Origin of the sequence: Enterobacter cloacae, from assembly GCF_011078175.1 — a bacterium.
Lineage (GTDB): Bacteria > Pseudomonadota > Gammaproteobacteria > Enterobacterales > Enterobacteriaceae > Enterobacter > Enterobacter cloacae_Q.
The window spans coordinates 152,562-178,495 of record NZ_JAALCJ010000006.1 but is presented as its reverse complement, the minus strand read 5'-3'; the positions used below and the strand labels follow the sequence as shown (position 1 = coordinate 178,495).

Annotated in this window: 17 protein-coding genes and 3 tRNA genes; 11 read left to right on the top strand and 9 right to left on the bottom strand. The window is 55.7% G+C overall.

Annotated features, from left to right (window positions below):
• Positions 1-6: 6 nt before the first annotated feature.
• From recC to recD, 4 genes are all read left to right on the top strand, one after another.
• Positions 7-3,381 carry an exodeoxyribonuclease V subunit gamma gene (recC, locus tag G6Q29_RS14665; protein WP_165466196.1) on the top strand — a complete coding sequence of 1,125 codons (3,375 nt, stop codon included), beginning with the start codon at positions 7-9 and terminating at the stop codon, positions 3,379-3,381.
• 139 nt (positions 3,382-3,520) lie between these two features.
• Positions 3,521-6,403, top strand: a complete 2,883-nt coding sequence (gene ptrA / locus G6Q29_RS14660; protein WP_165466195.1) for a pitrilysin — start codon at positions 3,521-3,523, stop codon at positions 6,401-6,403.
• Positions 6,400-9,942 (top strand): exodeoxyribonuclease V subunit beta, encoded by a 3,543-nt coding sequence (recB, locus tag G6Q29_RS14655; RefSeq protein WP_165466194.1) that lies wholly within the window; start codon positions 6,400-6,402, stop codon positions 9,940-9,942. Before ptrA ends, recB begins: the two co-directional genes overlap by 4 nt.
• Complete coding sequence (recD, locus tag G6Q29_RS14650; RefSeq protein WP_165466193.1) at positions 9,939-11,759, top strand: exodeoxyribonuclease V subunit alpha; 1,821 nt, start codon at positions 9,939-9,941, stop codon at positions 11,757-11,759. The genes recB and recD overlap by 4 nt, the downstream gene beginning before the upstream one ends.
• A gap of 33 nt (positions 11,760-11,792) precedes the next feature.
• Here the strand turns inward: recD and argA are convergent, their stop codons facing one another.
• Entirely contained in the window at positions 11,793-13,124 is a 1,332-nt protein-coding gene (gene argA, locus G6Q29_RS14645) for an amino-acid N-acetyltransferase (protein ID WP_006811807.1), read from the bottom strand.
• A gap of 227 nt (positions 13,125-13,351) precedes the next feature.
• Between argA and amiC the strand changes: the two genes are divergently transcribed.
• Positions 13,352-14,605 carry an N-acetylmuramoyl-L-alanine amidase AmiC gene (gene amiC / locus G6Q29_RS14640; protein WP_165466192.1) on the top strand — a complete coding sequence of 418 codons (1,254 nt, stop codon included), beginning with the start codon at positions 13,352-13,354 and terminating at the stop codon, positions 14,603-14,605.
• A gap of 89 nt (positions 14,606-14,694) precedes the next feature.
• Here amiC and G6Q29_RS14635 read toward each other — a convergent pair.
• The 3 genes from G6Q29_RS14635 to G6Q29_RS14625 all read right to left on the bottom strand — a co-directional run bounded on the left by G6Q29_RS14635 (position 14,695) and on the right by G6Q29_RS14625 (position 15,013).
• Positions 14,695-14,771 (bottom strand) — tRNA-Met (locus G6Q29_RS14635).
• Positions 14,772-14,815: 44 nt separating this feature from the next.
• A tRNA-Met gene (locus tag G6Q29_RS14630) sits at positions 14,816-14,892 on the bottom strand.
• 44 nt (positions 14,893-14,936) lie between these two features.
• Positions 14,937-15,013: transfer RNA gene (locus G6Q29_RS14625), tRNA-Met, on the bottom strand.
• 208 nt (positions 15,014-15,221) lie between these two features.
• Between G6Q29_RS14625 and mltA the strand changes: the two genes are divergently transcribed.
• Together mltA and tcdA are read left to right on the top strand one after the other, a co-directional pair.
• Entirely contained in the window at positions 15,222-16,319 is a 1,098-nt protein-coding gene (gene mltA / locus G6Q29_RS14620; protein WP_047050219.1) for a murein transglycosylase A, read from the top strand.
• A gap of 75 nt (positions 16,320-16,394) precedes the next feature.
• On the top strand, positions 16,395-17,201 hold the full coding sequence (tcdA, locus tag G6Q29_RS14615) for a tRNA cyclic N6-threonylcarbamoyladenosine(37) synthase TcdA (RefSeq protein ID WP_006811804.1): 807 nt from the start codon (positions 16,395-16,397) through the stop codon (positions 17,199-17,201).
• Here tcdA and csdE read toward each other — a convergent pair.
• Together csdE and csdA are read right to left on the bottom strand one after the other, a co-directional pair.
• Positions 17,192-17,638 carry a cysteine desulfurase sulfur acceptor subunit CsdE gene (gene csdE / locus G6Q29_RS14610; RefSeq protein WP_165466191.1) on the bottom strand — a complete coding sequence of 149 codons (447 nt, stop codon included), beginning with the start codon at positions 17,636-17,638 and terminating at the stop codon, positions 17,192-17,194. The two genes, tcdA and csdE, sit on opposite strands and share 10 nt — an antisense overlap.
• Positions 17,638-18,843: a cysteine desulfurase CsdA gene (gene csdA, locus G6Q29_RS14605; RefSeq protein WP_165466190.1), complete on the bottom strand. Its 1,206-nt coding sequence runs from the start codon at positions 18,841-18,843 to the stop codon at positions 17,638-17,640. Before csdA ends, csdE begins: the two co-directional genes overlap by 1 nt.
• A 191-nt stretch (positions 18,844-19,034) precedes the next feature.
• Here csdA and G6Q29_RS14600 point away from each other — a divergent pair, with 191 nt between their 5' ends.
• The 4 genes from G6Q29_RS14600 (at position 19,035) to rlmM (ending at position 22,058) form a co-directional block, all read left to right on the top strand.
• Positions 19,035-19,262: a YgdI/YgdR family lipoprotein gene (locus tag G6Q29_RS14600; RefSeq protein ID WP_015571738.1), complete on the top strand. Its 228-nt coding sequence runs from the start codon at positions 19,035-19,037 to the stop codon at positions 19,260-19,262.
• A gap of 350 nt (positions 19,263-19,612) precedes the next feature.
• Positions 19,613-20,530: a glycine cleavage system transcriptional regulator GcvA gene (gene gcvA / locus G6Q29_RS14595; protein ID WP_003862758.1), complete on the top strand. Its 918-nt coding sequence runs from the start codon at positions 19,613-19,615 to the stop codon at positions 20,528-20,530.
• A gap of 39 nt (positions 20,531-20,569) precedes the next feature.
• Entirely contained in the window at positions 20,570-20,965 is a 396-nt protein-coding gene (locus tag G6Q29_RS14590) for a DUF423 domain-containing protein (protein WP_003862756.1), read from the top strand.
• Complete coding sequence (gene rlmM, locus G6Q29_RS14585) at positions 20,958-22,058, top strand: 23S rRNA (cytidine(2498)-2'-O)-methyltransferase RlmM (protein WP_063132983.1); 1,101 nt, start codon at positions 20,958-20,960, stop codon at positions 22,056-22,058. The genes G6Q29_RS14590 and rlmM overlap by 8 nt, the downstream gene beginning before the upstream one ends.
• 57 nt (positions 22,059-22,115) lie before the next feature.
• Here the strand turns inward: rlmM and xni are convergent, their stop codons facing one another.
• The 3 genes from xni to G6Q29_RS14570 all read right to left on the bottom strand — a co-directional run bounded on the left by xni (position 22,116) and on the right by G6Q29_RS14570 (position 25,703).
• Positions 22,116-22,871, bottom strand: coding sequence for a flap endonuclease Xni (gene xni, locus G6Q29_RS14580; protein WP_165466189.1), 756 nt, complete (start codon positions 22,869-22,871; stop codon positions 22,116-22,118).
• Between the two features lie 112 nt (positions 22,872-22,983).
• Positions 22,984-24,351 carry an L-serine ammonia-lyase gene (locus tag G6Q29_RS14575; protein ID WP_165466188.1) on the bottom strand — a complete coding sequence of 456 codons (1,368 nt, stop codon included), beginning with the start codon at positions 24,349-24,351 and terminating at the stop codon, positions 22,984-22,986.
• A gap of 62 nt (positions 24,352-24,413) precedes the next feature.
• A complete protein-coding gene (locus tag G6Q29_RS14570; protein WP_165466187.1) occupies positions 24,414-25,703 on the bottom strand; it encodes an HAAAP family serine/threonine permease in 1,290 nt (429 codons plus the stop codon).
• Between the last annotated feature and the right edge of the window lie 231 nt (positions 25,704-25,934).

Below are 25,934 nucleotides of genomic sequence, written 5' to 3'. Positions count from 1 at the left end.
GCGTTTATGCTAAGGGTTTACCACTCAAATCGTCTGGATGTGCTGGAAGCACTGATGGAGTATATCGTTGAGCAAGAGCGTCTTGACGATCCGTTTGAGCCAGAAATGGTGCTGGTGCAGAGCACCGGTATGGCGCAGTGGCTGCAAATGTCCCTTTCGCAGAAATTTGGCATTGCGGCGAACATTGATTTTCCGCTGCCCGCGAGCTTTATCTGGGAGATGTTTGTTCGCGTTCTGCCGGATATCCCTGAGCAGAGCGCTTTCAACAAACAAAGCATGGCCTGGAAACTGATGACGCTGCTGCCGGACATGCTGGCGCATGATGAGTTCGCCATGCTCCGCCACTACCTGAATGACGACACCGACAAGCGTAAACTTTTTCAGCTGGCCTCACGTACCGCCGATCTCTACGACCAATATCTGGTTTACCGGGCAGAATGGTTGATTCGCTGGGAAGCGGGAGAATTAGTTGATGGGTTACCGGAAGCGCAAATCTGGCAGGCGCCGCTCTGGAAAGCGCTGGTCGAGCATACCGGGAACCTCGGTCAGCCTAAGTGGCACCGTGCTAACTTGTACGATCGCTTTATCTCGATACTTGAGAACAGCGCAGAACGGCCAGCCCGTTTGCCGTCACGCGTATTCATTTGCGGTATCTCCGCACTGCCGCCTGTCTACCTGAACGCGCTAAAAGCGCTCGGTAAGCACACTGATATCCATATCCTCTTTACCAACCCGTGTCGGCACTATTGGGGGGATATTCAGGATCCGCGCTGGCTATCACGGCTGGTCACCCGCCAGAGAAAACGTCTCTTTGAAGAACGTGCCGTGCCGCTGTTTAAAGACAGTGAAAATGCGGCGCAGCTTTTTGATGAGGAGGGGATTCAGAACCTGCCGAACCCGCTGCTTGCCTCGTGGGGCAAGCTCGGACGCGACTATATTTATCTGCTTTCAGATATCACCTCTTCGGGAGAAGGGGATGTGGATGCGTTTGCGGATATTACGCCGGATAGCCTGCTGCACAATATTCAGCTCGATATACTGGATTTAGAAAACCGTGCCGTTGCCGGGATCACCGCCGAGGAGTTTGCGCGAAGCGATAAGAAGCGAAAACTGGATCCTGACGATCGCAGTGTCGCGATCCACGTTTGCCATAGCCCACAGCGTGAAGTTGAAATTCTGCATGACCGTCTGCTGGCCATGTTACAGGACGACCCAACCCTGACACCGCGCGATATCGTGGTGATGGTGGCGGATATCGACAGCTACAGCCCATTTATTCAGGCGGTATTTGGCAGCGCAACGGGCGACCGCTATCTTCCCTACGCAATTTCTGACCGTCGCGCTCGTCAGTCACACCCTGCGCTACAGGCCTTTATCAGCCTGCTTTCGCTGCCTGATAGCCGGTTTATCTCTGAGGATGTGCTGGCATTGCTGGATGTGCCTGTTCTGGCCGCACGTTTCAACATTAACGAAGAGGGGTTGCGCTATCTGCGCCAGTGGGTCAACGAATCCGGTGTCCGCTGGGGTATCGACGATGATAACGTCCAGGAGTTCGAACTGCCAGCGACCGGGCAGCATACCTGGCAGTTTGGCCTGACGCGTATGCTGCTGGGGTATGCGATGGAGAGCATCCACGGCGAATGGAATGACGTACTGCCGTACGATGAGTCCAGTGGGTTGATCGCGGAACTGGTTGGTCACTTAGCCTCGCTGCTGATGCAGCTCAACCGCTGGCGCCGTGCGTTGATGCAGCCCCGCCCGCTCGAAGAGTGGCTGCCAGTTTGTCGTGAAATGCTGAATGATTTCTTCCTGCCGGACAGCGAAACTGAAGCCGCCATGGCGCTTATCGAGAAGCAGTGGCAGGCCATCGTCGATGAGGGGGTTAATTCGCACTATCACGAGGCGGTTCCCCTTTCGCTTCTGCGTGATGAGCTGACGCAACGCCTCGATCAGGAGCGCATCAGCCAGCGCTTCCTGGCAGGGCCGGTGAATATTTGTACCCTGATGCCAATGCGTTCAATCCCGTTCAAAGTGGTCTGTCTGCTTGGCATGAACGACGGTATTTATCCGCGTGCGCTGCCACCCCTGGGTTTTGATCTCATGAGCGCACAACCGAAGCGGGGTGACCGCAGCCGCCGCGATGATGACCGTTACCTCTTCCTTGAGGCGCTGATGTCTGCGCAAAACAGGCTGTATATCAGCTATATCGGTCGCTCTATTCAGGATAACAGCGAGCGTTTCCCGTCTGTACTGGTGCAGGAGCTGGTGGACTATATTGGACAGAGCCATTATCTGCCAGGCGACGAAGCCTGCAACTGCGATGAAAGCGAACGTCGGGTGAAAGCGCACATCACCTGTCACCATAGCCGTATGCCGTTTGATCCTGTCAATTACGTTCCTGATGAACTGCAAAGCTATGCCCGCGAGTGGCTTCCCGCCGCGAAGAAAGCGGGGACGCCACAAACCGATTTTATTCAGACGCTCGAACCGCGCGCCATAGATACCCTCACGTTTGAGCAGCTACAGCGCTTTTGGGCACACCCGGTTCGGGCGTTTTTCCAGCAACGCTTGCAGGTGAATTTTCGCTCGGAAGAGAGCGAAATCCCCGATGCGGAACCGTTTATTCTTGATGGGCTGGAGCGTTTTAAGCTTAATTCCCAGCTTCTGAATGCGCTGGTTGATGAAGAAGACGCCAGTAAACTGTTCCGACGTTACAGAGCGTCGGGATTACTTCCGTATGGTGCATTCGGCGAAATCGTCTGGGATGCCCAGTGCGAGGAGATGCGAGCGCTAGCTGACCGCGTTATCGCGTGTCGGCAGCCGGCGAGCAGCATTGAAATCGATCTCGATTGTAACGGTATGCACCTCAGCGGCTGGCTCACGCACGTGCAGTCTGACGGGCTGCTGCGCTGGCGCCCATCCTTGCTCAGCGTTTCACATGGCCTGCAACTCTGGCTCGAACATCTTGTCTACAGTGCGAGTGGTCACGAAGGTGAAAGCCGGTTGTTTGTACGTAAGGACGGCGAATGGCGCTTCCCGTCGATGGAGCCTGAGCAGGCGTTGACGTATCTGTCGCTTTATATTGAAGGTTACCGTCAGGGCATGAACAAACCTCTGCTTTTGCTGCCTGAAAGTGGGGGGGCATGGATAAAAGCCTGTTACGACGCGCAGAATGATGCCATGTTAACGGATGAGGCTTCGCTCCAGAAAGCGCGCAGCAAGTTTTTACAGGCCTACGAAGGGAACATGATGGTACGTGGCGAAGGTGACGATGTGTGGTATCAACGTTTATGGAGAACGCTGGAGCCAGAATATTTCGACATTATCACCCAGGAGGCGCAACGCTACCTGCTACCGTTGTTCAAATTTAATCAGTCCTGAGTGCTGTATAAAAATTGCGCAGTACGAGGTGTTCATTTATGATGCACCTCTTATCACGGACTGATGTACCCAAAGAAAGAGATGCTGGCGTGTCCAGCACGCACGTTGTTAATGATGTAGCCGTGATAAAGAGGTCGTAATGCCAGGCAGCACCTTGTTCAAAGCGTTTGTTTTGTTTATCGCCCTTTGGGCTCCCGTCACTCAGGCCGATTCCGGTTGGCAACCAGTCCAGGAAACAATCCGTAAGAGCGATAAGGACACCCGTCAGTATCAGGCGATTCGTCTTGATAACGGGATGACCGTGCTGCTGGTTTCCGATCCTCAGGCGGTCAAATCTCTCTCCGCACTGGTTGTGCCGGTCGGTTCGCTGGAAGATCCTGACGCCCATCCGGGGCTGGCGCACTACCTTGAACACATGACGCTGATGGGCTCTAAAAAATACCCACAGCCTGACAGCCTGTCCGAATTTCTGAAAATGCATGGCGGCAGCCACAACGCCAGTACTGCGCCGTATCGCACCGCGTTTTACCTGGAAGTGGAAAATGATGCGCTTGACGGGGCGGTGGACCGTCTGGCGGATGCCATCGCCGCACCGCTGCTGGATAAAAAATACGCTGACCGTGAACGCAATGCCGTGAACGCCGAACTGACGATGGCGCGCACGCGAGACGGTATGCGCATGGCGCAGGTTAGCGCTGAAACCATTAATCCGGCGCACCCGGGTTCGCGCTTCTCAGGCGGCAACCTTGAAACGCTGAGCGACAAGCCGGGTAGCCCGGTGCTCGATGCGCTGCATGCGTTTCGTGAAAAATACTATTCCGCCAATCTGATGAAAGCGGTTATTTACAGCAACAAACCGTTGCCGACGCTGGCAAACATGGCGGCGCAGACCTATGGCAGGGTGCCAAATAAAAATATCGAACTGCCGCAGATTAACGTGCCGGTTGTTACGGACGCGCAAAAAGGCATTGTTATTCACTATGTTCCGGCACTGCCGCGCAAGGTGTTACGCGTTGAATTCCGTATTGATAACAATACGGCACAGTTCTGCAGCAAAACCGACGAGCTGGTGACCTATCTTATTGGCAACCGCAGCCCGGGCACACTCTCCGACTGGCTGCAAAAGCAGGGGCTGGTTGAAGGAATTCGCGCTGACTCCGATCCGGTCGTAAACGGTAATAGCGGCGTGCTGGCCATCTCCGCGACGCTGACCGATAAAGGGCTTGCTCATCGTGACGACGTCGTTGCGGCCATTTTCAGTTACCTCTCTCTGCTGCGCGACAAAGGCGTCGATAAACGCTACTTTGACGAGCTGGCGCACGTGCTGGATCTCGATTTTCGCTATCCCTCTATCACGCGTGACATGGACTACGTTGAGTGGCTGGCAGATACTATGATCCGCGTGCCGGTGGAACATACGCTGGATGCGGTCAATATTGCCGACCAGTATGACGCCGGAGCGCTCAAAGCGCGTCTGGCGATGATGACTCCGCAGAATGCCCGCGTCTGGTATATCAGTCCGAATGAACCGCATAACAAAACGGCGTACTTCGTTGATGCCCCGTATCAGGTTGAAAAAATCAGCGAACAGACCTTCGCGGGCTGGCAGAAAAAGGCGGGGGAGATTACGCTGAAGTTACCGGAGCTTAACCCCTACATCCCGGACGATTTCTCCCTGATCAAACCCGCAAAGGCGTATCCGCATCCGGAGCTGATTGTTGATGAGCCAACGCTGCGCGTGGTCTATACCCCAAGCCGCTATTTCGCCGACGAGCCAAAAGCCGATGTCAGCGTGGTGCTGCGTAACCCCAAAGCAATGGACAGCGCCAGAAACCAGGTGCTTTTTGCACTGAACGATTATCTGGCCGGTATTGCCCTCGATCAGCTCAGCAACCAGGCTGCCGTTGGCGGCATCAGCTTCTCTACCAACGCCAATAACGGCCTGATGGTGAATGCCAACGGCTATACCCAGCGTTTGCCGCAGCTGTTGCAGGCGCTGCTGGACGGTTATTTCAGCTATACGCCTACGGAAGAACAGCTCGAGCAGGCTAAGTCCTGGTATGCGCAGATGATGGATTCTGCCGAGAAAGGTAAAGCCTACGATCAGGCGATTATGCCAGCGCAAATGCTGTCGCAAATTCCGTACTTCCAGCGCGAAGATCGCCGTGCGTTACTGCCCTCAATCACCTTAAAAGAGGTGCTGGCTTACCGTGATGCGCTGAAAATCAATACCCGTCCGGAGTTCCTGGTTGTGGGGAATATGAGCGAAGATCAGGCTAAAACGCTGGCGCAAAACGTGCGTACGCAACTGGGTTCAAAAGGCGATGAGTGGTGCCGCAACCAGGATGTGCTGGTAGAGAAAAAGCAGAACGTGATCTTCGAAAAAACGGGGAGCAGCACGGATTCCGCGCTTGCTGCGGTGTTTGTCCCTGTCGGTTATGACGAATTTACCAGCTCTGCCCAGAGTGCGGTACTCGGTCAAATTATTCAGCCGTGGTTCTACAACCAGTTGCGCACCGAAGAGCAGCTGGGCTATGCGGTGTTCGCCTTCTCCATGAATGTGGGCCGTCAGTGGGGGCTGGGCTTCCTTCTGCAAAGCAGCGACAAGCAACCCGCTTACCTGTGGCAACGTTATCAGGCGTTCTTCCCGCAGGCGGAAGCAAAACTGCGCGCGATGAAGCCGGAAGAGTTTGCCCAGATCCAGCAGGCGGTTATCGCCCAGGTAATGCTGCCGCCGCAGACGCTGGGTGAAGAGACCTCGCAGCTGAGCAAAGATTTTGATCGCGGTAATATGAAATTTGATTCGCGTGATAAAATAGTGGCCGAAATAAAACAGCTGACGCCACAGAAGGTTGCCGATTTCTTCCATCAGGCGGTGGTAAAACCGCAGGGTATGGCCATCCTGTCTCAGGTTTCTGGCAGCCAGAACGGGAAAACGGACTACGTAAAATCAAAAGAGTGGACCGTCTGGAAGAGCGTCAGCGCGCTGCAACAAACTATGCCCTGGAGTAAGAAAGAATGACCCATACCGCTGAGCCGCTTGATCCCCTAAGTTTACCTCTACAGGGTGAGCGACTGATTGAAGCCTCAGCGGGAACGGGAAAAACCTATACCATCGCCGCGCTTTATCTGCGCCTGCTGTTGGGGCTCGGCGGCAATGCCGCTTTTTCGCGCCCGTTAAGCGTGGAAGAGCTGCTGGTGGTAACCTTCACCGAAGCGGCCACTGCCGAGCTGCGTGGTCGTATTCGCAGCAACATTCATGAGCTGCGCATCGCCTGTCTGCGACAGACGACGGATAACCCCCTCTACGCCAGCCTGCTGGACGAAATTGCGGATAAGCAACAGGCTGCGCACTGGCTGCTGCTGGCCGAGCGGCAAATGGATGAAGCGTCCGTTTTCACCATTCACGGTTTTTGTCAGCGCATGCTGAGCCTGAATGCGTTTGAATCCGGCATGCTCTTTGAGCAGCAGCTTATTGAAGATGAATCCGAGCTTCGCTATCAGGCCTGTGCGGATTTCTGGCGTCGTCACTGTTATCCGTTGCAGCGCGACATTGCTGAAGCGGTTCACGCTCTATGGAAAGGTCCGGAAGAGCTTCTTCGCGCCATCGACCGTTACCTGCAAGGCGAAGCGCCAGTCATTAAATCTCCGCCGCCTGCCGATGAAACGCTGGCCTCGCGCCATGAAAAGATCGTTGCCAAAATTGCTGCTCTCAAGCAGAAGTGGAATGAGTCGGTTGGTGAAATTGATGCGATCATCGAAAACTCTGGCATCGACAGACGCAAGTTCAACCGGGGGAACCAGGGGAAGTGGATCGAAAAGATCAGCGCCTGGGCCCAGGAGGAGACGCGGGGCTACCAGCTTCCGGACGCACTGGAAAAATTTTCGCAGCGCTTTTTGACCGAGCGAACCAAAGCCGACGGTATTGTGCCTGAGCACCCCCTGTTTGTGGCGATTGAAGCGCTGCTTGCTGAGCCATTAACGCTCAATGACTTGATGATCTCCCGCGCCATGACGGAGATCCGCCAGGCCGTAGCGCGCGAAAAACGTCGCCGGGGCGAGCTGGGGTTTGATGACATGCTGAGCCGCCTGGACGAGGCGCTGTCCAGCGAGAATGGTGACGCGCTCGCCAGCGCGATCCGTACCCGTTTTCCGGTGGCGATGATTGACGAATTTCAGGACACCGACCCTCAGCAGTACCGCATTTTTCGCCGCATCTGGCGACAGCAGCCCGATACTGCCCTGTTGTTGATTGGCGACCCTAAACAGGCGATTTACGCCTTCCGCGGGGCAGATATCTTCACCTATATGAAAGCCCGTAGTGAGGTTGTCGCGCATTACACGTTAGACACTAACTGGCGTTCCGCTCCGGGGATGGTTGAGAGCGTCAATGCGCTGTTCAGCCGTATGGAGACGGCGTTCATGTTCAATGAAATCCCTTTCCTGCCGGTGAAATCCGCCCCAAAAAACGCATCCCTGCGCTTCGACGTCAGTGGCGCGGTGCAACCCGCCATGACCTTCTGGCTGCTGGAAGGGGAAGGCTATGGGGTTGCCGACTATCAGGCGGCGATGGCCCAGCACTGCGCCGCGCAAATCCGTGACTGGCTGAGCGCAGGCGCGCGCGGCGAGGCGCTGCTGTGGAAGGGGGAACAGGCGAATCCTGTTAAAGCCTCTGATATAACCGTGCTGGTGCGCAGTCGTCAGGAAGCTGCGCTAATCCGCGATGCGCTAACGTTGCTGGATATTCCGTCAGTGTATCTCTCTAACCGCGACAGCGTGTTTGACACGCTGGAAGCCCAGGAAATGCTCTGGCTACTTCAGGCGGTACTGGCGCCGGAGCGCGAAAATACGCTTCGAAGCGCGCTGGCCAGCTCTATGCTGGGGTTGAACGCGCGCGATATTGATGAGCTCAACCATGACGAAAACGCATGGGATGCGGTGGTGGAAGAGTTTGTCCATTACCGTGAACGCTGGCAAAAACGCGGCGTCATGGCGATGCTTCGCGAACTGATGACGCGGCGTCAGATTGCCGAAAATATGCTGGCGTCATCCGGCGGTGAAAGGCGTCTTACCGATATTTTACACATCAGCGAACTGTTGCAGGAAGCCGGCACCCAGCTTGAAAGTGAACATGCCCTCGTGCGCTGGCTGGCGCAGCAAATCGCGGATCCAAACAGTAACGCCTCAAGCCAGCAGATGCGTCTTGAGAGCGATAAGCATCTGGTGCAAATCGTCACCATTCACAAATCGAAAGGTCTCGAGTATCCGCTGGTCTGGCTGCCCTTTATCGCCAACTACCGCGTTCAGGATCAGGCCTATTATCATGACCGCGAGACTTTCGATGCGGTACTCGATCTCAGCAAGGCGGAAACCAGCGTTGAGCTGGCGGAAGCGGAGCGTCTGGCGGAGGATTTGCGCTTGCTTTACGTGGCGCTGACCCGTTCTGTCTGGCATTGCAGCCTGGGCGTCGCGCCGGTTTTCCGCCGTCGCGGGGAGAAAACAGGGGAGAGCGATTTCCATTTAAGCGCGTTAGGGCGGCTTATTCAGCGTGGTGAGCCGAAAGATGCGGCGGGGTTGCGCCTCTGTATTGAGTCGCTTTGCGGTGACGATATTGCCCTGCATATCCCCTCTCTGCCAGACAACAGCCGCTGGGAAATGGCGCAAGAGCCCACGACCGATCTTAACGCGCGCCAGATCACACGGGTGCTTGCCGATGACTGGCGCGTCACCAGCTATTCTGGCCTGCAACAGCACGGGCAAAGTATTGCGCAGGATCTCATGCCGAAGCTGGACGTGGATGCCGCAGGTGTGGGCGATGTTCCGGTTGAACCGATGTTAACTCCGCATCAGTTCCCACGCGGCGCGTCGCCGGGCACCTTTTTGCACAGCCTTTTTGAAGAGCTTGATTTCACCCAACCTGTCAGTGAGGAGTGGGTGCTGAAGATGTTGCAGAGCGGAGGCTATGACGCGCACTGGCAGCCCGTTCTCACTGACTGGATCAACGCCATTTTGCAGGCGCCGCTGACGCCGCAGGGCTTCTCTCTTCGCCAGTTAACGGCCAAAAATAAGCAGGTGGAGATGGAGTTTTATCTGCCTGTCGCAGGCCCGCTTAAGGCCGACGCGCTCGATGCGCTTATCCGTCAGTACGATCCGCTGTCAGCCGGTTGCCCCCCGCTGAACTTCCGTCAGGTGCAGGGCATGCTGAAAGGGTTTATCGACCTGGTCTTCCGCCACGAAGGACGGTACTACCTGCTGGATTACAAATCGAACTGGCTGGGCGAGAACAGCGAAGCCTATACCCGGCAGGCGATGGCGGCCGCCATGCAGATGCATCGCTACGATCTCCAGTATCAGCTCTATACCCTGGCGCTGCACCGCTATCTGCGCCACCGTATTGCGGACTACCGTTACGACGACCATTTTGGCGGCGTCATCTACCTGTTCCTGCGCGGGGTCGACGCTGCCGATCCGCGCAGTGGTATCTTCAGCACTCGTCCGGATGCGGAATTGATCGATAAAATGGATAACCTGTTTGCTGCAAATACGGAGGAGATGGCATGACGATGCAGGACTTATTGCTGGATGCAGTAGAGCAACGTGTGCTGCGTCAGCTGGACGTACAGTTTGCCATGATGATTGCCGCTGACCAGCCCGCCGTGATGCTTGCAGCAGCCCTTTTAAGTAAAGACGCTGGAGAGGGCCATGTGTGTCTGCCGCTCTCGCGTCTGGTGGTTGACGGGAATATGCCGCCCGTAATCCAGTCTTGCTTTGCTCTGCTGGGTGATGCGGTGGACTGGCAGAAGATTTTGCGCGAATCGTCAGCCGTCGGGCCGGGAGAAAACCAGGCACCGCTGATCCTGACGGGGGAGCGCTTATACCTGAACCGCCTGTGGCGAAACGAACTGACGGTAGCGCGTTTCTTTAGTGAGACCAATGCGCCGCTTCCCTGCGACGAGGCGCAGCTTCGCCAGACGCTGGACGGGCTGTTTGACTCTGGTGAAGCCACAGACTGGCAGAAAGTGGCGGCAGCTGTCGCCCTGACGCGGCGGATCTCCGTGATATCCGGCGGCCCGGGGACCGGGAAAACAACGACCGTCGCAAAGCTGCTGGCAGCCCTGATACAGCTTTCAGGAGAGCAGCGATGCCGTATTCGTCTGGCGGCGCCCACCGGAAAGGCTGCGGCGCGTCTGACCGAGTCATTGGGCGGCGCAATGCAACAGCTGCCACTCACTCAGGAGCAGCTTGCGCTTTTCCCGGGTGAAGCAAGTACCCTGCACCGTCTGCTCGGCGCGCAGCCGGGTAGCCAGCGGCTGCGCTACCATGCGGGCAATCCGCTGCATCTGGACGTGCTGGTGGTGGATGAAGCCTCCATGATCGACCTGACCATGATGTCGCGCCTGATCGATGCGCTACCACCCCATGCGCGCGTGGTTTTCCTGGGCGATCGCGACCAGCTCGCCTCTGTAGAAGCCGGGGCGGTGCTGGGAGATATCTGTACCTACGCCAGTTACGGTTATACCGCCGCGCGGGCGGAGGAGCTCGCCCGTCTGACCGGTTGCTCGCTTGAACCCGATCACACGCCGATCGCGGGCGCACTGCGTGACAGCCTGTGCCTGCTGCAAAAAAGCTACCGTTTCGGTAGCGACTCCGGCATCGGCCAGCTGGCTGCGGCGGTCAACCGTGGCGACAGGCACGCCACGCGCACGGTGTTTGACGGTTCCTTCACTGACATTGAAAAGAAATCGCTGCAAAGCGGGGAAGAGTATCAGGCTATGCTTGAAGCGGCTCTTCAGGGATACCAGCGTTTTCTGAACTGCGTGCAGCAGCGCAGTCAACCCGGGCAGGTCATCGCCGCATTTGGCGAATATCAGCTTCTGTGCGCATTGCGGGAAGGGCCGTTTGGCGTAACGGGCCTGAACGACAGGCTGGAGCAGCTGCTGGTGCAGAAACGCAAAATTAACCGTCCACCGCATTCACGATGGTATGAAGGCCGACCTGTGATGATCTCCCGCAACGACAGCGCGCTGGGGCTGTTCAACGGGGACATCGGCATTGCGCTCGATCGCGGTAACGGTCTGCGCGTCTGGTTCCAGCTGCCGGACGGTAGCGTGAAGTCCGTCCAGCCCAGCCGCCTGCCAGAGCATGAAACGGCATGGGCGATGACGGTACATAAATCTCAGGGCTCCGAGTTCAACCATGCGGCGCTGATCCTGCCGACCCAGCTTTCACCGGTTGTGACCCGCGAGCTGGTCTACACTGCCATTACCCGTGCGCGCCAGCGTTTGTCGCTGTATGCGGATGAGCGCGTGTTGAGCCAGGCGATTGCCACCCGCACCGAGCGCAGAAGCGGATTAAGCGCGATATTTGAATCTGTCTGAGTGAACGCCCTCTCCGTCAGGAGAGGGTGACTGTTATCCCAGGTCCGCCATTAACACCTTCGAGCGGCGCTGGTAGTTGTACATCTCTTTCTTACTTTCCGGCAGGGAATCAATATCCACCGGCGTGAAGCCGCGCTCCTGGAACCAGTGAATGCTGCGCGTGGTGAGCACGAAGAGCTTGCTCAAACCCATCTGGCGCGCCTGTGCCGCCACGCGTTCAAGCAGCAGTTCCCCCCGCGAGGAGCTACGGTAATCTGGGTGCACGGCGACGCATGCCATTTCGCCAATCTGCTCTTCCGGGAACGGATAAAGCGCCGCACAGGCAATCGTCAGGTTATCGCGTTGAATAATGGTGAACTTGTCGATCTCCATCTCCAGCTGCTCGCGGGAGCGGCGAACCAGAATGCCCTGTTGTTCCAGCGGACGGATCAGCTCCAGAATGCCGCCGATATCGTTGATGGTGGCACGGCGGATCTGCTCGGCGCTCTCCATCACGATCTGCGTACCGATCCCGTCACGGGAGAACAGCTCCTGCAACAGCGCGCCGTCCTCCTGATAGCTGATCAGGTGACTGCGGCGCACCCCGCTGCGGCACGCTTTAACGGCGCCGCGCAGAAAACGCACGGTACCGGAATAGTAATCGCCTTGTGCTTCCAGCGCTTCCACGCGCGCCTGGGCTTCATTCGGAAAAAGTTCTGGCACAATCACGCCCTCATCGTTAACGACGCCCTGTGAGGAGCAAAAGCCGATCATTTTTTCCGCTTTCAGCTTGATGGCCAGCTGGGTGGCAATCTCTTCTGAGGTCAGATTAAAACTTTCACCCGTTACGGAGACGGCAACGGGTCCCATCAGGACGATTGCGCCATTGTCTAACTGTCGGTGAATGGCTTCTTCATCTATACGCCGGATGCGGCCGCTGTGGCAGTAATCCACGCCATCGTCCACGCCGAGTGGCTGAGCGATGATAAAGTTGCCGCTTACCACGTTGATGTGCGCGCCCTGCAACGGCGTATTATTCAGGCTCATCGACAGGCGGGCGGTGATATCGAGCTGTAACAGACCCGCCGCCTGTTTGACGAGTTCGAGGGTTTTCGCATCCGTCACGCGGGTATGTTTGTGGTAGATCGGCTCATGGTGATGGGCGGCCAGGTTGGCTTCGATTTGCGGACGCGCGCCATATACCACCACCAGACGGATGCCGAGGCTGTGCAGCAGGCCGATATCATTGACGATGCTGGAAAAGTTTTCATGCTCAATGGCTTCGCCGCCAAGCATGATGACAAACGTTTTTCCCCGATGGGTGTTGATATAGGGAACAGAATGGCGGAATCCCTGGACCAGTTCGGTTCTGCGTTCCTTAACCATGACACAACCCTTAATGAATGTTTATTCGTAATTTGTGTATTTTTATTCGATTATGGTCACGTGTGCAAGCCTAAATTTTCTGCGACCCACAGAAAATAATAAGTAATCCGTGCGTTAACGTATGATTGTTTACCCTTTTATAGATGACAGTTTATGCGTCATTCGTTAAAGTTTTCGGTCAATTTGGGCGTTTTGTTCATTAATCAGATTTCTTGCTCGGGAGAAGCATGTCGGGATCCAATTCAGCAATAAGCCGCCGCCGCCTGTTAAAAGGGGCCGGGGCGATGTGGTTGCTTAGCGTCAGCCAGGTGGGTCTTGCCGCCACAAGCCAGGTAGTCGCGGTGCGCGTCTGGCCGTCGTCGACCTATACGCGCGTGACGGTCGAGTCCAACCGCGTGCTGAAATACAAGCAATTTGCCCTCAGCAATCCTGAACGTGTGGTGGTTGATCTTGAAGGAGTAAACCTCAATTCCGTGCTTAAAGGCATGGCGGCTCAGATCCGGGGCGACGATCCGTTTATCAAATCAGCGCGCGTCGGGCAGTTCGATCCGCAAACCGTGCGCATGGTGTTTGAGCTAAAGCAGAACGTGAAACCACAGCTCTTTGCCCTTGCGCCTGTTGCCGCCTTTAAGGAGCGTCTGGTGATGGATCTCTATCCGGCGAATGCAACGGATATTCAGGATCCGCTCCTGGCATTACTTGAGGATTACAACAAAGGCGATCTCGACAGCCAGGTTACGCCAGCGCAAAGCGGTCCAAAGCCGGGCAAAGCCGGGCGCGATCGCCCGATTGTAATAATGCTCGATCCTGGCCATGGCGGAGAAGATTCCGGCGCCGTCGGGAAATATCGCACCCGCGAAAAAGATGTGGTGCTGCAAATTGCCCGTCGTCTGAAGGCGTTGATCGACAAAGAGGGCAATATGCGCGCCTACATGACGCGCAACGAAGATGTCTTTATCCCGCTGAAGGTCCGCGTGGCAAAAGCACAGAAGCAGCGCGCGGATCTGTTTGTTTCTATTCACGCAGATGCCTTCACCAGCCGCCAGCCGAGCGGGTCATCAGTGTTTGCCCTGTCAACGAAGGGGGCGACCAGTACCGCAGCGAGATATCTGGCGGACACGCAGAACGCCTCGGATTTAATCGGTGGCGTGAGCAAAAGCGGCGACCGTTACGTCGACCATACGATGTTCGATATGGTGCAGTCGCTAACCATTACCGACAGCCTGAAATTTGGTAAAGCGGTGCTGGGGAAGCTGGGTCGGGTCAATAAGCTGCACAAAAACAGCGTCGAGCAGGCCGGATTTGCGGTACTGAAAGCGCCGGATATTCCGTCCATTCTGGTCGAAACCGCGTTTATCAGTAACGTTGAAGAGGAACGTAAGCTCAAGACGGCTAAATTCCAGCAGGAAGTGGCGGAATCAATTCTGGCGGGGATCCGGGCCTACTTCTCAGACGGGGAAACGCTGGCGCGGCGGGGATAGGGCATTAAGCCGGGTATCATGCCCGGCGTTTTCACAAACGCCAGATACAAAAAAACACCCTTCAGGGTGTTTATTGTTTTAAGAAGTGTTGGTTGCGGGGGCCGGATTTGAACCGACGACCTTCGGGTTATGAGCCCGACGAGCTACCAGGCTGCTCCACCCCGCGTCCGTCTTTCTACACTTGTAGAAACTTACTTCTTCAAATTTGATTGGTTGCGGGGGCCGGATTTGAACCGACGACCTTCGGGTTATGAGCCCGACGAGCTACCAGGCTGCTCCACCCCGCGTCCGTCTTTCTACAGTCGTAGAAGATACTTCATCAAATTTTAATTGGTTGCGGGGGCCGGATTTGAACCGACGACCTTCGGGTTATGAGCCCGACGAGCTACCAGGCTGCTCCACCCCGCGTCCGTGGAAGCGCACTATACTCGGATAGGTTTGTGATGCAACCCCTTTTTCACATAATTCATTATTTTGTATGCAAAATGAACGGTAAAAGCCACTTTGGGCTATTTTTTGTGCAGAATTTGCCAAAGGGAAGGCGATTGCATTTCATTAACACGGTGGGTTTGTTATCTTCATCACGCGGAATTGGGCAACTAAAAGACGAGATATAATGAAAGGACGTTGGGCGAAGTATCTGATGACGGGCGCAATGGTAGCAATTCTTGCGGCCTGTTCTTCCAAACCGACCGATCGCGGTCAACAGTATAAAGACGGGAAGTTATCCCAGCCTTTCTCTTTAGTTAACCAGCCAGACGCCGTGGGCGCTCCGATCAATGCCGGAGATTTCTCCGAGCAGGTCTACCAGATCCGCACTGCTTCCCCGCGTTTATACAGTTCGCAGAACAACGTCTATAGCGCCGTCCAGGACTGGCTGCGTGCAGGCGGTGATACCCGTAATATGCGCCAGTTTGGTATCGATGCCTGGCAGATGGAGGGGGCGGATAACTACGGTAACGTCCAGTTTACCGGTTACTACACCCCGGTTGTCCAGGCGCGACACACGCGCCAGGGCGAGTTCCAGTATCCTATTTACCGTATGCCGCCGAAACGCGGTCGTTTGCCGTCTCGCGCCGAGATCTACGCCGGTGCGCTTAGCGAAAATTATGTTCTGGCCTACAGCAACTCGCTGATGGACAACTTCATTATGGACGTGCAGGGCAGCGGTTATATTGATTTTGGCGACGGCTCGCCGTTGAACTTCTTTAGCTATGCGGGGAAAAATGGTCATGCCTATCGCAGTATCGGTAAAGTGCTCATCGACCGTGGTGAAGTGAAACGAGAAGATATGTCAATGCAGGCGATCCGCGAGTGGGGCGAAAAACACAGCGAAGCGGAAGTGCGAGAGCTGCTTGAGCAGAACCCATCGTTTGTCTTCTTCAAACCGCAAAACTTTGCGCCAGTGAAAGGGGCTAGTGCCGTACCGCTGATTGGCCGCGCTTCTGTGGCATCGGATCGTTCGATTATCCCGGCGGGTACCACGCTGCTGGCGGAAGTCCCTCTCCTCGACAACAACGGCAAATTCAACGGCAAGTATGAATTGCGCCTGATGGTGGCGCTGGATGTGGGGGGGGCGATCAAAGGCCAGCACTTCGACATTTATCAGGGCATCGGCCCGGATGCCGGTCACCGTGCAGGCTGGTATAACCACTACGGACGCGTGTGGGTGCTGAAGACAGCGCCGGGTACCGGAAACGTATTCAGCGGCTGATTGTGGTATTCTGAGGGCAATAAGGATTACGGTTCAGGGTGAGGAATACCTCACCCTTTTTACATCTGAGGTTTTATGTCTGTGGTAATCAGCGATGCCTGGCGCCAGCGTTTCGGCGGCACGGCACGGTTATATGGTGAAAAAGCCCTGCAACTGTTCGCGGATGCGCATGTCTGCGTGGTGGGCATTGGTGGTGTGGGTTCGTGGGCAGCAGAAGCGCTGGCGAGAACCGGCATTGGCGCAATTACGTTGATTGATATGGATGACGTTTGCGTTACTAACACTAACCGTCAGATCCACGCCCTGCGTGATAACGTCGGTCTGGCTAAGTCTGAGGTGATGGCGGAGCGTATTCGTCTCATCAACCCGGAGTGTAGGGTGACGGTAATCGACGACTTTGTGACGGCAGATAACGTCGCGGAGTACATGAGCAAAGGCTACAGCTATGTGATTGACGCCATCGACAGCGTGCGGCCAAAAGCGGCGCTGATCGCTTATTGTCGTCGTTACAAGGTACCGCTGGTGACAACAGGCGGCGCGGGTGGACAAATTGATCCGACGCAGATCCAGGTGGCGGACCTGGCGAAAACCATTCAGGATCCGCTGGCCGCTAAGCTGCGCGAGCGCTTAAAAAGCGACTTCAACGTGGTGAAAAACAGCAAAGGCAAGCTGGGCGTGGACTGTGTGTTCTCGACAGAAGCGCTGGTTTATCCGCAGGCGGATGGTTCGGTCTGTGCAATGAAAAGCACAGCGGAAGGGCCAAAGCGGATGGATTGTGCATCAGGGTTTGGAGCGGCCACCATGGTGACCGCCTCCTTCGGCTTTGTGGCGGTCTCTCACGCCCTGAAGAAGATGATGGCGAAGGCGGAACGTCAGGCCTGAGCCTGACGGGCGGCATTCAGCACCGCGTCGTTGAGCGCGATCAGTCCCTGTCCGCGCGAGGCGCTAAGCTGCGCGCGAAGTCCCAGCTCATCAAACAGCGCCAGCGGAGAATGCGCCAGCAGCTCTGCGGCGCTTTTCCCTTCGATTGCGGTCAACAGCACCGCCAGCAGACCGCGAACAATGCGTCCCTCGCTGTCGCCGAAGAAATGCAGTTTCTCACCGGATACGCTAAACCCAAGCCAGACGCGGTTCTCGCAGCCGGCGATCTCCTCCGCCTGTGATTTCAGCTCGTCTGACAGCGTGGGCAGCTGTTTACCCAGCAGGATCAGCTGACGGTATTTATCCTCCCACTGCGTGAGCGGGGCGAAGGTCTGTTTCAACGTCTCTTCAGTGATAACGGTGCCGAACGGGTGCCCGGCTAAGGCTGAACTTGTCATTAATCCACCAGTAATTCCAGGGCGCGGTCGATGGCGGAAACCAGCGCGTCGACGTCACTTTTTGAATTGTACGGGGCAAACGAGGCGCGCAGGGTGCCGCTCACGCCCATGGCTGCCAGCAGCGGCTGGGCGCAGTGCTGTCCGGCACGCAGGGCAATGCCGTACCCGGCAAGCAGCGTCACCATGTCGCTATGGTGTACGCCCGCGAAGTCAAAGGCGAGCAGGCTGGAGTCCTGTACGCGGAACGAGCGAAACCCCGGGCGTTTTTTAAGCTCTTCTTCCGCCAGCGTCGCCAGACCCCGGCTCCAGCTTTCAGCCTGAACCACATCCGTTTCTGCCAGCCATTCGAGCGCCGCGCTCAGACCGATAACCCCGGCCACGTTTGGCGTACCGGCTTCCAGGCGGTAAGGCACATCCTGCGTTTTAAAACCATCGAAGGTGACTTCGGTAATCATCTTGCCCCCGCCGAGCCACGGCGTCATCCGGGCCAGCAGGTCAGGTTTGCCGTACAGCGCGCCGATACCGGTTGGCCCGTACAATTTGTGTCCTGAGAAGGCATAGAAGTCGATATCCAGCGCCTGAACGTCAGCCGGAAAATGCACCACCCCCTGCGCACCGTCGACCATCACCACCACGCCGCTGGCATGGGCAATCTCAATGGCACGCGCCAGATCCGGACAGCCGCCGGTGACGTTGGACATCTGCCCCAGCGCCAGAATACGGCTGCGCGGCGTAATCAGCTCAGGCAGACGCGCCACGTCAGGCAGGAAGTCTGTACCCAACGGGAGCTTTACAACCCGTGCCCCGGTTTGTTCGGCCACCATCAGCCAGGGCACCAGGTTGGCGTGGTGTTCCGCCTCGCTGACGATGATCTCATCCCCGGGCTGCAACAGCGGACGCGCGTAACATTGCGCCACCATGTTAATGGCCTCGGTGGTGCCCCGCGTCCAGACGATATTCTTACCGCTGTCAGCATTGATCAGGCGCGCGACCTGATCACGTGCGGCTTCGTATTGCGCCGTTAAGCGCTGCGCGTCGGCATACTGGCTGCGGTGCACGTTCCCGGCGCTCAGGCTGTAAAACTGGCGGGTTGCCTCTATCACCGCCTGCGGCTTAAGGGCCGTGGCGGCGCTATCAAGGTAAATGCCGGCATCGGCCAGCGCCGGAAACTGTGCGCGAAACTGCGCAGGGCTGAAAGCGTTCATGGAATTCCTCATCTCGATTCTCCGATCGTCGCGCAAATTCATCGACAGGGCAAGGAAGTTGATATCTATCAGATTTGTCTGCTTATCCTGGCGAGTCTGAAAAAGCAGGTTATGCTAAATAGTGTTAGGCGGATGTTTTAGCCTGTTATAAATCGAGGTTTGAATAGCATTAATTGCTAAAGGAGATAATCATGAAAAAGACAGCTGCAATCATTTCTGCCTGTGCGTTGACCTTTGCCCTGAGCGCCTGTTCTGGTAACAACTACGTAATGCATACTAACGATGGTCGATCTATCGTCTCTGAAGGGAAACCGACAACCGATAATGATACCGGGATGATTTCATACAAAGATGCTAACGGGAACAAACAGCAGATCAACCGCAGTGACGTGAAAGAGATGAAGGAAATCGAGCATTAACAGTTAGATAAGCGAAAAAAAAGCACCGCAAGTTGGCGGTGCTACATTAATCACTATGGACAGACAGGGTAAATGTACAGGAAGTGAAAAATTGGTAGCGTTGCTACCGTGGTCTGAATCGCAGACCAATTGCAAACACAACAACACAACATCACAACCGTAAGCCAAAAGCCCTTCAGAACACGCATTCCAAAAAAAGCTTTTCGTTCCGGCTCAGGAAGTGCCGCCACTATAGGTATTTGCTGGTAGTTCCTCAACGGACAAATTATAATGGCTCAGATAAAAAAAACTAATAGGTTAAACGTTGTTTCCTATATGTTAAATCTCGTTAACATCTAAGCCAGATAACCATGTCCAAGCGATTGCCACCCCTAAATGCATTACGTGTTTTTGATGCAGCAGCACGCCACCTCAGCTTCACTCGCGCAGCCGATGAGCTTTTTGTGACACAGGCCGCAGTAAGTCATCAAATCAAGTCTCTGGAGGATTTTCTGGGGCTTAAGCTGTTTCGTCGACGCAACCGTTCATTGCTGTTGACCGAAGAGGGGCAGAGCTATTTTCAGGATATTAAAGAGATTTTTTCCCAGCTGACGGAAGCCACTCGCAAACTTCAGGCCCGAAGTGCAAAAGGTGCCCTGACTGTCAGTTTATTGCCCAGTTTTGCCATTCAGTGGCTGGTGCCGCGACTCTCAAGCTTTAACTCAACTTATCCGGGAATCGATGTCCGAATCCAGGCCGTGGACCGTCAGGAAGACAAGCTTGCAGATGATGTGGACGTGGCGATTTTTTACGGCCGTGGTAATTGGCCGGGCTTGCGTGTGGAAAAATTATACGCAGAATATCTCTTGCCGGTCTGTTCACCGCTGCTGCTGACGGGGGATAAAGCGCTTAAGACGCCCGCCGATCTCGCGCAACATACGCTTTTACACGATGCCTCGCGTCGCGACTGGCAAACGTATACCCGCCAGTTAGGTCTTAATCATATTAACGTGCAGCAGGGGCCCATTTTTAGCCACAGCGCGATGGTGCTACAGGCTGCCATTCACGGGCAGGGCGTGGCGTTGGCAAACAACGTGATGGCGCAGTCCGAAATTGAGGCAGGCCGTCTGGTTTGCCCATTTAACGATGTACTGGTCAGCAAGAATGCATTTTATCTGGTTTGTCATGACAGTCAGGCAGAACTGGGTAAAATAGCTGCTTTCCGGCAGTGGATACTGGCAAAAGCGGCAAGCGAGCAAGAAAAATTCCGCTTCAGGTATGAACAATAACGTTTGTGTGCCGGGCACGCATCAATTCAGGACTTAAACATGACCAGCCGATTCATGCTGATTTTCGCCGCGGTGAGTGGCTTTATTTTTGTAGCTCTGGGCGCGTTTGGCGCGCATGTCTTAAGCAAGTCTTTGGGCGTTGTGGAGATGGGCTGGATCCAGACCGGCCTTGAATATCAGGCGTTCCACACGCTGGCAATTTTTGGGCTGGCGGTGGCGATGCAGCGCCGCATCAGCATCTGGTTTTACTGGAGCAGCGTCTTTCTGGCGCTGGGTACCGTACTGTTCAGCGGCAGCCTCTACTGTCTGGCGCTGTCGCATTTACGCCTGTGGGCGTTTGTTACACCTGTCGGCGGCGTCAGCTTCCTGGCGGGTTGGGTTTTAATGTTTATCGGAGCTATCCGTCTGAAACGCAAGGGCGTTGTTCATGAATAAGGTTGTTTTATATTGTCGCCCGGGGTTTGAGAAAGAGTGCGCCGCGGAAATCACCGATAAAGCGGCGAAGCGTGAAGTCTTCGGATTCGCTCGCGTCAAAGAGAACGCGGGCTATGTGGTATTTGAATGTTATCAGCCTGATGATGCCGACAAGCTGGCGCGCGAACTGCCGTTCAGCTCATTGATTTTCGCGCGCCAGATGTTTGTCGCGGGCGAACTGCTGAAAGATCTTCCGCCGGAAGATCGCATTACGCCGATTGTTGGCCTGTTGCAGGGCGTGGTGGAGAAGGGCGGCGATTTACGCGTGGAAGTGGCCGACACCAACGAAAGCAAAGAGCTGATGAAGTTCTGCCGTAAGTTTACCGTGCCGCTGCGCGCGGCGCTGCGTGATGCGGGGGTGCTGACTAACTACGAAACGGCAAAGCGTCCGGTTGTGCATATCTTCTTTATTGCGCCAGGATGTTGCTACGCCGGCTACTCGTATACCACCAATAACTCGCCGTTCTTTATGGGGATCCCGCGTCTGCGCTTCCCGGCAGACGCGCCGAGCCGTTCAACCCTGAAGCTGGAAGAGGCGTTCCACGTGTTTATCCCGGCGGATGAGTGGGACGAACGTCTGGCAAACGGCATGTATGCCGTCGACCTTGGCGCATGCCCGGGCGGCTGGACCTATCAGCTGGTGAAACGCAACATGTGGGTTTCGTCTGTGGATAACGGCCCGATGGCGCAAAGCCTGATGGATACCGGGCAGGTCACCTGGCTGCGTGAGGACGGCTTCCGCTATCGGCCTAACCGCAACAACATCTCCTGGATGGTGTGCGACATGGTAGAAAAACCGGCGAAAGTCGCGGCCCTGATGGCCTCCTGGCTGGTGAACGGCTGGTGTCGTGAGACGATTTTCAACCTCAAGCTGCCGATGAAAAAGCGCTACGAAGAGGTGTCGCAGAACCTGGCTTATATTCAGCAGCAGCTGGACGAACACGGGATTAACGCGGAAATCCAGGCGCGTCAGCTTTATCACGACCGCGAAGAAGTCACGGTACATATCCGTCGCTGGTGGGCGGCCGTGGGTGGACGTCGCGACGAGCGATAACGTTTGTAACGCCCGGTGGCGCTGCGCTTACCGGGCCTACAAAATCGTGTAGTTGTTTTAACGTTCTAACCTTAACTGCTGTAAATTCCCGTCCAGCTGTAAATCAGTCTGTAGCGTCGCCACCTCCCGGCAGATAAACGCCATTTCTTTATGCGCCTCCAGCTTATTGCGCCATTTTTCCGGCACTTCATCAAGCATGGCGTAGATTCCTTCCAGACTCTTAAACTCTGTCAGCAGCTGTGCGGCGCTTTTGGGTCCAATACCGGCGACGCCCGGCACTTTAGCGCTGCCGATCCCCGCCAGCCCCCAGTAATCCGGCAGTTGCTCAGGCGATACGCCAAACTCGCCGGCAATGAATGGCGCGTCCAGCCAGCGTTTTTGAAAGTAGTCCCGGATGCGGATCGTTGGAGAGAGCAGCTGGCAGTAGCCTTTGTCGGTTGAAACGATAGTCGCCTGATGCCCGGCGCTCGCGACCTTAACCGCCAGCGTTGCGGCTAAATCGTCAGCCTCATTACCGTGGGCGCCCCAGCACGGAACGCCGCGCTGTTCAAAGGCCGCGCGAATCACGGGCATTTCTGCGTGCAGATCGTCCGGCATCGGCGCACGTCCGGCTTTGTAGTCCGGCAGGCGCTGGTGCCGCCAGCCGGTATTGCGTGCTTCATCGTCGAATACGGCAACAGCATGGGTGGGTTCGCTATGGCGAATGAGCTGCTCCAGCGCGTGTAAACAGGTGTCCTTGCAGGGGGTGCCCTGTACCGCATGAATACGGCGAATCAGGTTAAGTGCATCGACGATAAGCAAATGAACGGCCACAGATAATCTCCCTTCTGTCTAATGGGTGAAGGGTAACACTGAGCGCAGCATGAAACTATGAATGGTGAGGAAAACGGGAAGAAGCCTCGCAAAACGAGGCTTCCTGAGAGGCTTAATCGCAGGTAACGATCTTCATCGCCAGGCCGCCGCGGGAGGTTTCGCGGTATTTGGCGTTCATATCTTTACCGGTTTCGTACATGGTTTCGATAACCTTGTCGAGGCAGACGCGCGGTTCGCTGGTACGACGCAGCGCCATACGGGCCGCGTTCACCGCTTTCACAGAGGCGATGGCGTTACGCTCGATGCATGGCACCTGGACCTGTCCGCCGACCGGATCGCAGGTCAGCCCCAGGTTATGTTCCATGCCGATTTCCGCCGCGATACAAACCTGCGCAGGGCTTGCGCCCAGCAGCTCGGCCAGACCCGCCGCGGCCATAGAGCAGGCTACGCCCACTTCACCCTGACAGCCTACTTCCGCGCCGGAAATTGAGGCGTTCATCTTGTACAGTGAGCCAATCGCACTCGCGACCAGCAGGTAGCGCGCGAGGGAGTTTGCGTTCACTTCGCGGATAAACTTGTCGTAATACGCCAGGACCGCCGGAACAATGCCGCACGCCCCGTTGGTTGGTGCAGTGACGACGCGGCCTCCCGCGGCGTTCTCTTCGTTCACCGCCAGCGCGAACATGTTGATCCAATCGACAACGGCCATCGGGTCGGTGGTGGTTTTGTCGGTGCTGACCAGCATGCGGCGTAACGCAGCCGCACGACGCGGAACACGCAGTTTACCCGGCAGGACCCCTTCGGTGGTGATCCCGCGCTCAATGCCGCTGCGCATCACTTCCCAGACGTTAGTGAAGTGCTGTTCCAGCTCCTCTTTGCTGTGCAGGGCCAGCTCGTTTTTCATCATCAGGCCGGAGAGAGAAAGCCCTGTCTCCTGGCAGTGACGCTGTAAGTCGGCCGCGTTTTTGTACGGGTACGGCACGTCAACGGCAGAATTAGTGCTTTGACCAAAATGATCCTCGTCGACGATAAACCCGCCGCCGATGGAGTAATACGTCTGGCTGTAAACCGCTTTGTCGCCGGCCAGCGCGGTAATGCGCATGCCATTCTCGTGCAGCGACAGGTTATCCGCATGGAAATTCATGCAGTGATCAACCGGGAATTCAATCTCATGCTCGCCGTTCGCCAGAAGCAAACGACCGTGGGTGTTCACGTCCTGGATAAAGCCAGGTATTGCATCAATATCAACGGTATCCGGCAGATTACCCGCCAGCCCCATGATAATGGCAATATCAGTATGGTGGCCTTTACCGGTCAGGGAAAGGGAACCATATACATCGACAACCACGCGGGTGATGTCGTGCAAAATGCCGCGTGCAATCAAGTCATCCGTGAATTGTTTACCGGCTTTCATTGGTCCGACGGTGTGAGAGCTGGAAGGACCAATACCGATTTTGAAGATATCGAATACGCTAATCATGATGCGTCCATTGCTTCAGTCAGAGGGGAGAAGTGCGCCGTCCGCAGACGGCGCAGGAGGTATTAGCTGAACAGCGAGTAGAAAATAGCGGAGATGGCAATCAGACCCATCACAACAACGAACACGTTGCTGATATGGCCGCTGTATTTACGCATCGCAGGCACTTTCTGAATCGCGTACATCGGCATCAGGAACAGGATCATCGCGATAATCGGGCCGCCCAGGGTTTCAATCATGCCCAGAATGCTTGGGTTCAGGGTGGCTACCGCCCAGGTGGTCACCAGCATGAACAGCGCGGTGATTTTATTCAGACGGTTGATTTCAATGGTCTTGCCTTTACCACGCAGAGATTTAATCACCATGCCGTTGAAGCCTTCACGTGCGCCCAGGTAGTGGCCCAGGAAGGATTTGGTGATGGCGATAATTGCGATGATCGGCGCCATCCACGCAATCAGCGGTGCGTTAAAGTGGTTTGCCAGGTAAGACAGAATAGAGATGTTCTGCTCTTTCGCCGCCGCCAGATCCGCCGGGGAGAGGCTCAGCACGCAGCTGAATACGAAGAACATTACGGTCAGTACCATCATGATGTGCGCGCGAGCCAGGATGCTGGAGCACTTCTTCTCTGCGCCATTACCGTACTCTTCACGCTTCGCTACTGCGAAGGAAGAGATGATTGGCGAGTGGTTGAAGGAGAACACCATTACCGGGATCGCCAGCCACAGGGTCAGCAGCAGGCCGTTGCCGGTCGTGGATGCGCTGCTCAGAGACAGGGTTTCCAGCGCAGCGCCGTTCCACTGTGGGATCAGGTACAGAGCCAGCAACATCAGAGCCGCCACAAACGGGAACACCAGCACGCTCATCGCTTTCACAATCATCTGCTCGCCGAAGCGCACGATGGTCATCATACCGACGATCAGGATCAGTGACAGAATCGCACGCGGCGGCGGGGTCATCTGAAGCTGATGCATCATGAAGCTTTCAACGGTGTTGGTGATAGCAACGCTATAAACCAGCAGAATCGGGTAAATCGCAAAGAAGTAGAGCAGGGTTATCAGCTTACCTGCGCCGACGCCAAAGTGTTCTTCAACGACTTCAGTGATGTCCTCGCCCGGGTTTTTACCGGACAGCACGAAGCGGGTCAGACCGCGGTGTGCAAAGAAGGTCATCGGGAAGGCGATGATTGCCATGATGATCAGCGGGATCAGGCCGCCGACACCTGCGTTGATAGGAAGGAACAGTACACCAGCGCCGATTGCTGTGCCGTACAGGCCAAGCATCCACATGGTATCCGTTTTGCGCCAACCGCTTCGGGATTCAATCGAAGCAACGGTGCTGGTTTGAGTGGTTTCCATCTGTATCTCCTGGAGGAAGCAAATTGTCAGGTTGTTAGTCAAATCCGATGAAAAAGTGCCTGACGGTAATATGAAATTCGTTCAGTGACGGTTTTTTAATAATTTTTGCCCGTAACTATTGGCGGGCGGAAAGATACATTCTAGTTATGAATCTATCAGTGATCGCGATCCCAAATGCAATAATCCACTTATGATGTGGGTATCTTTAGACCATTTATCTGTTAAAAAAAC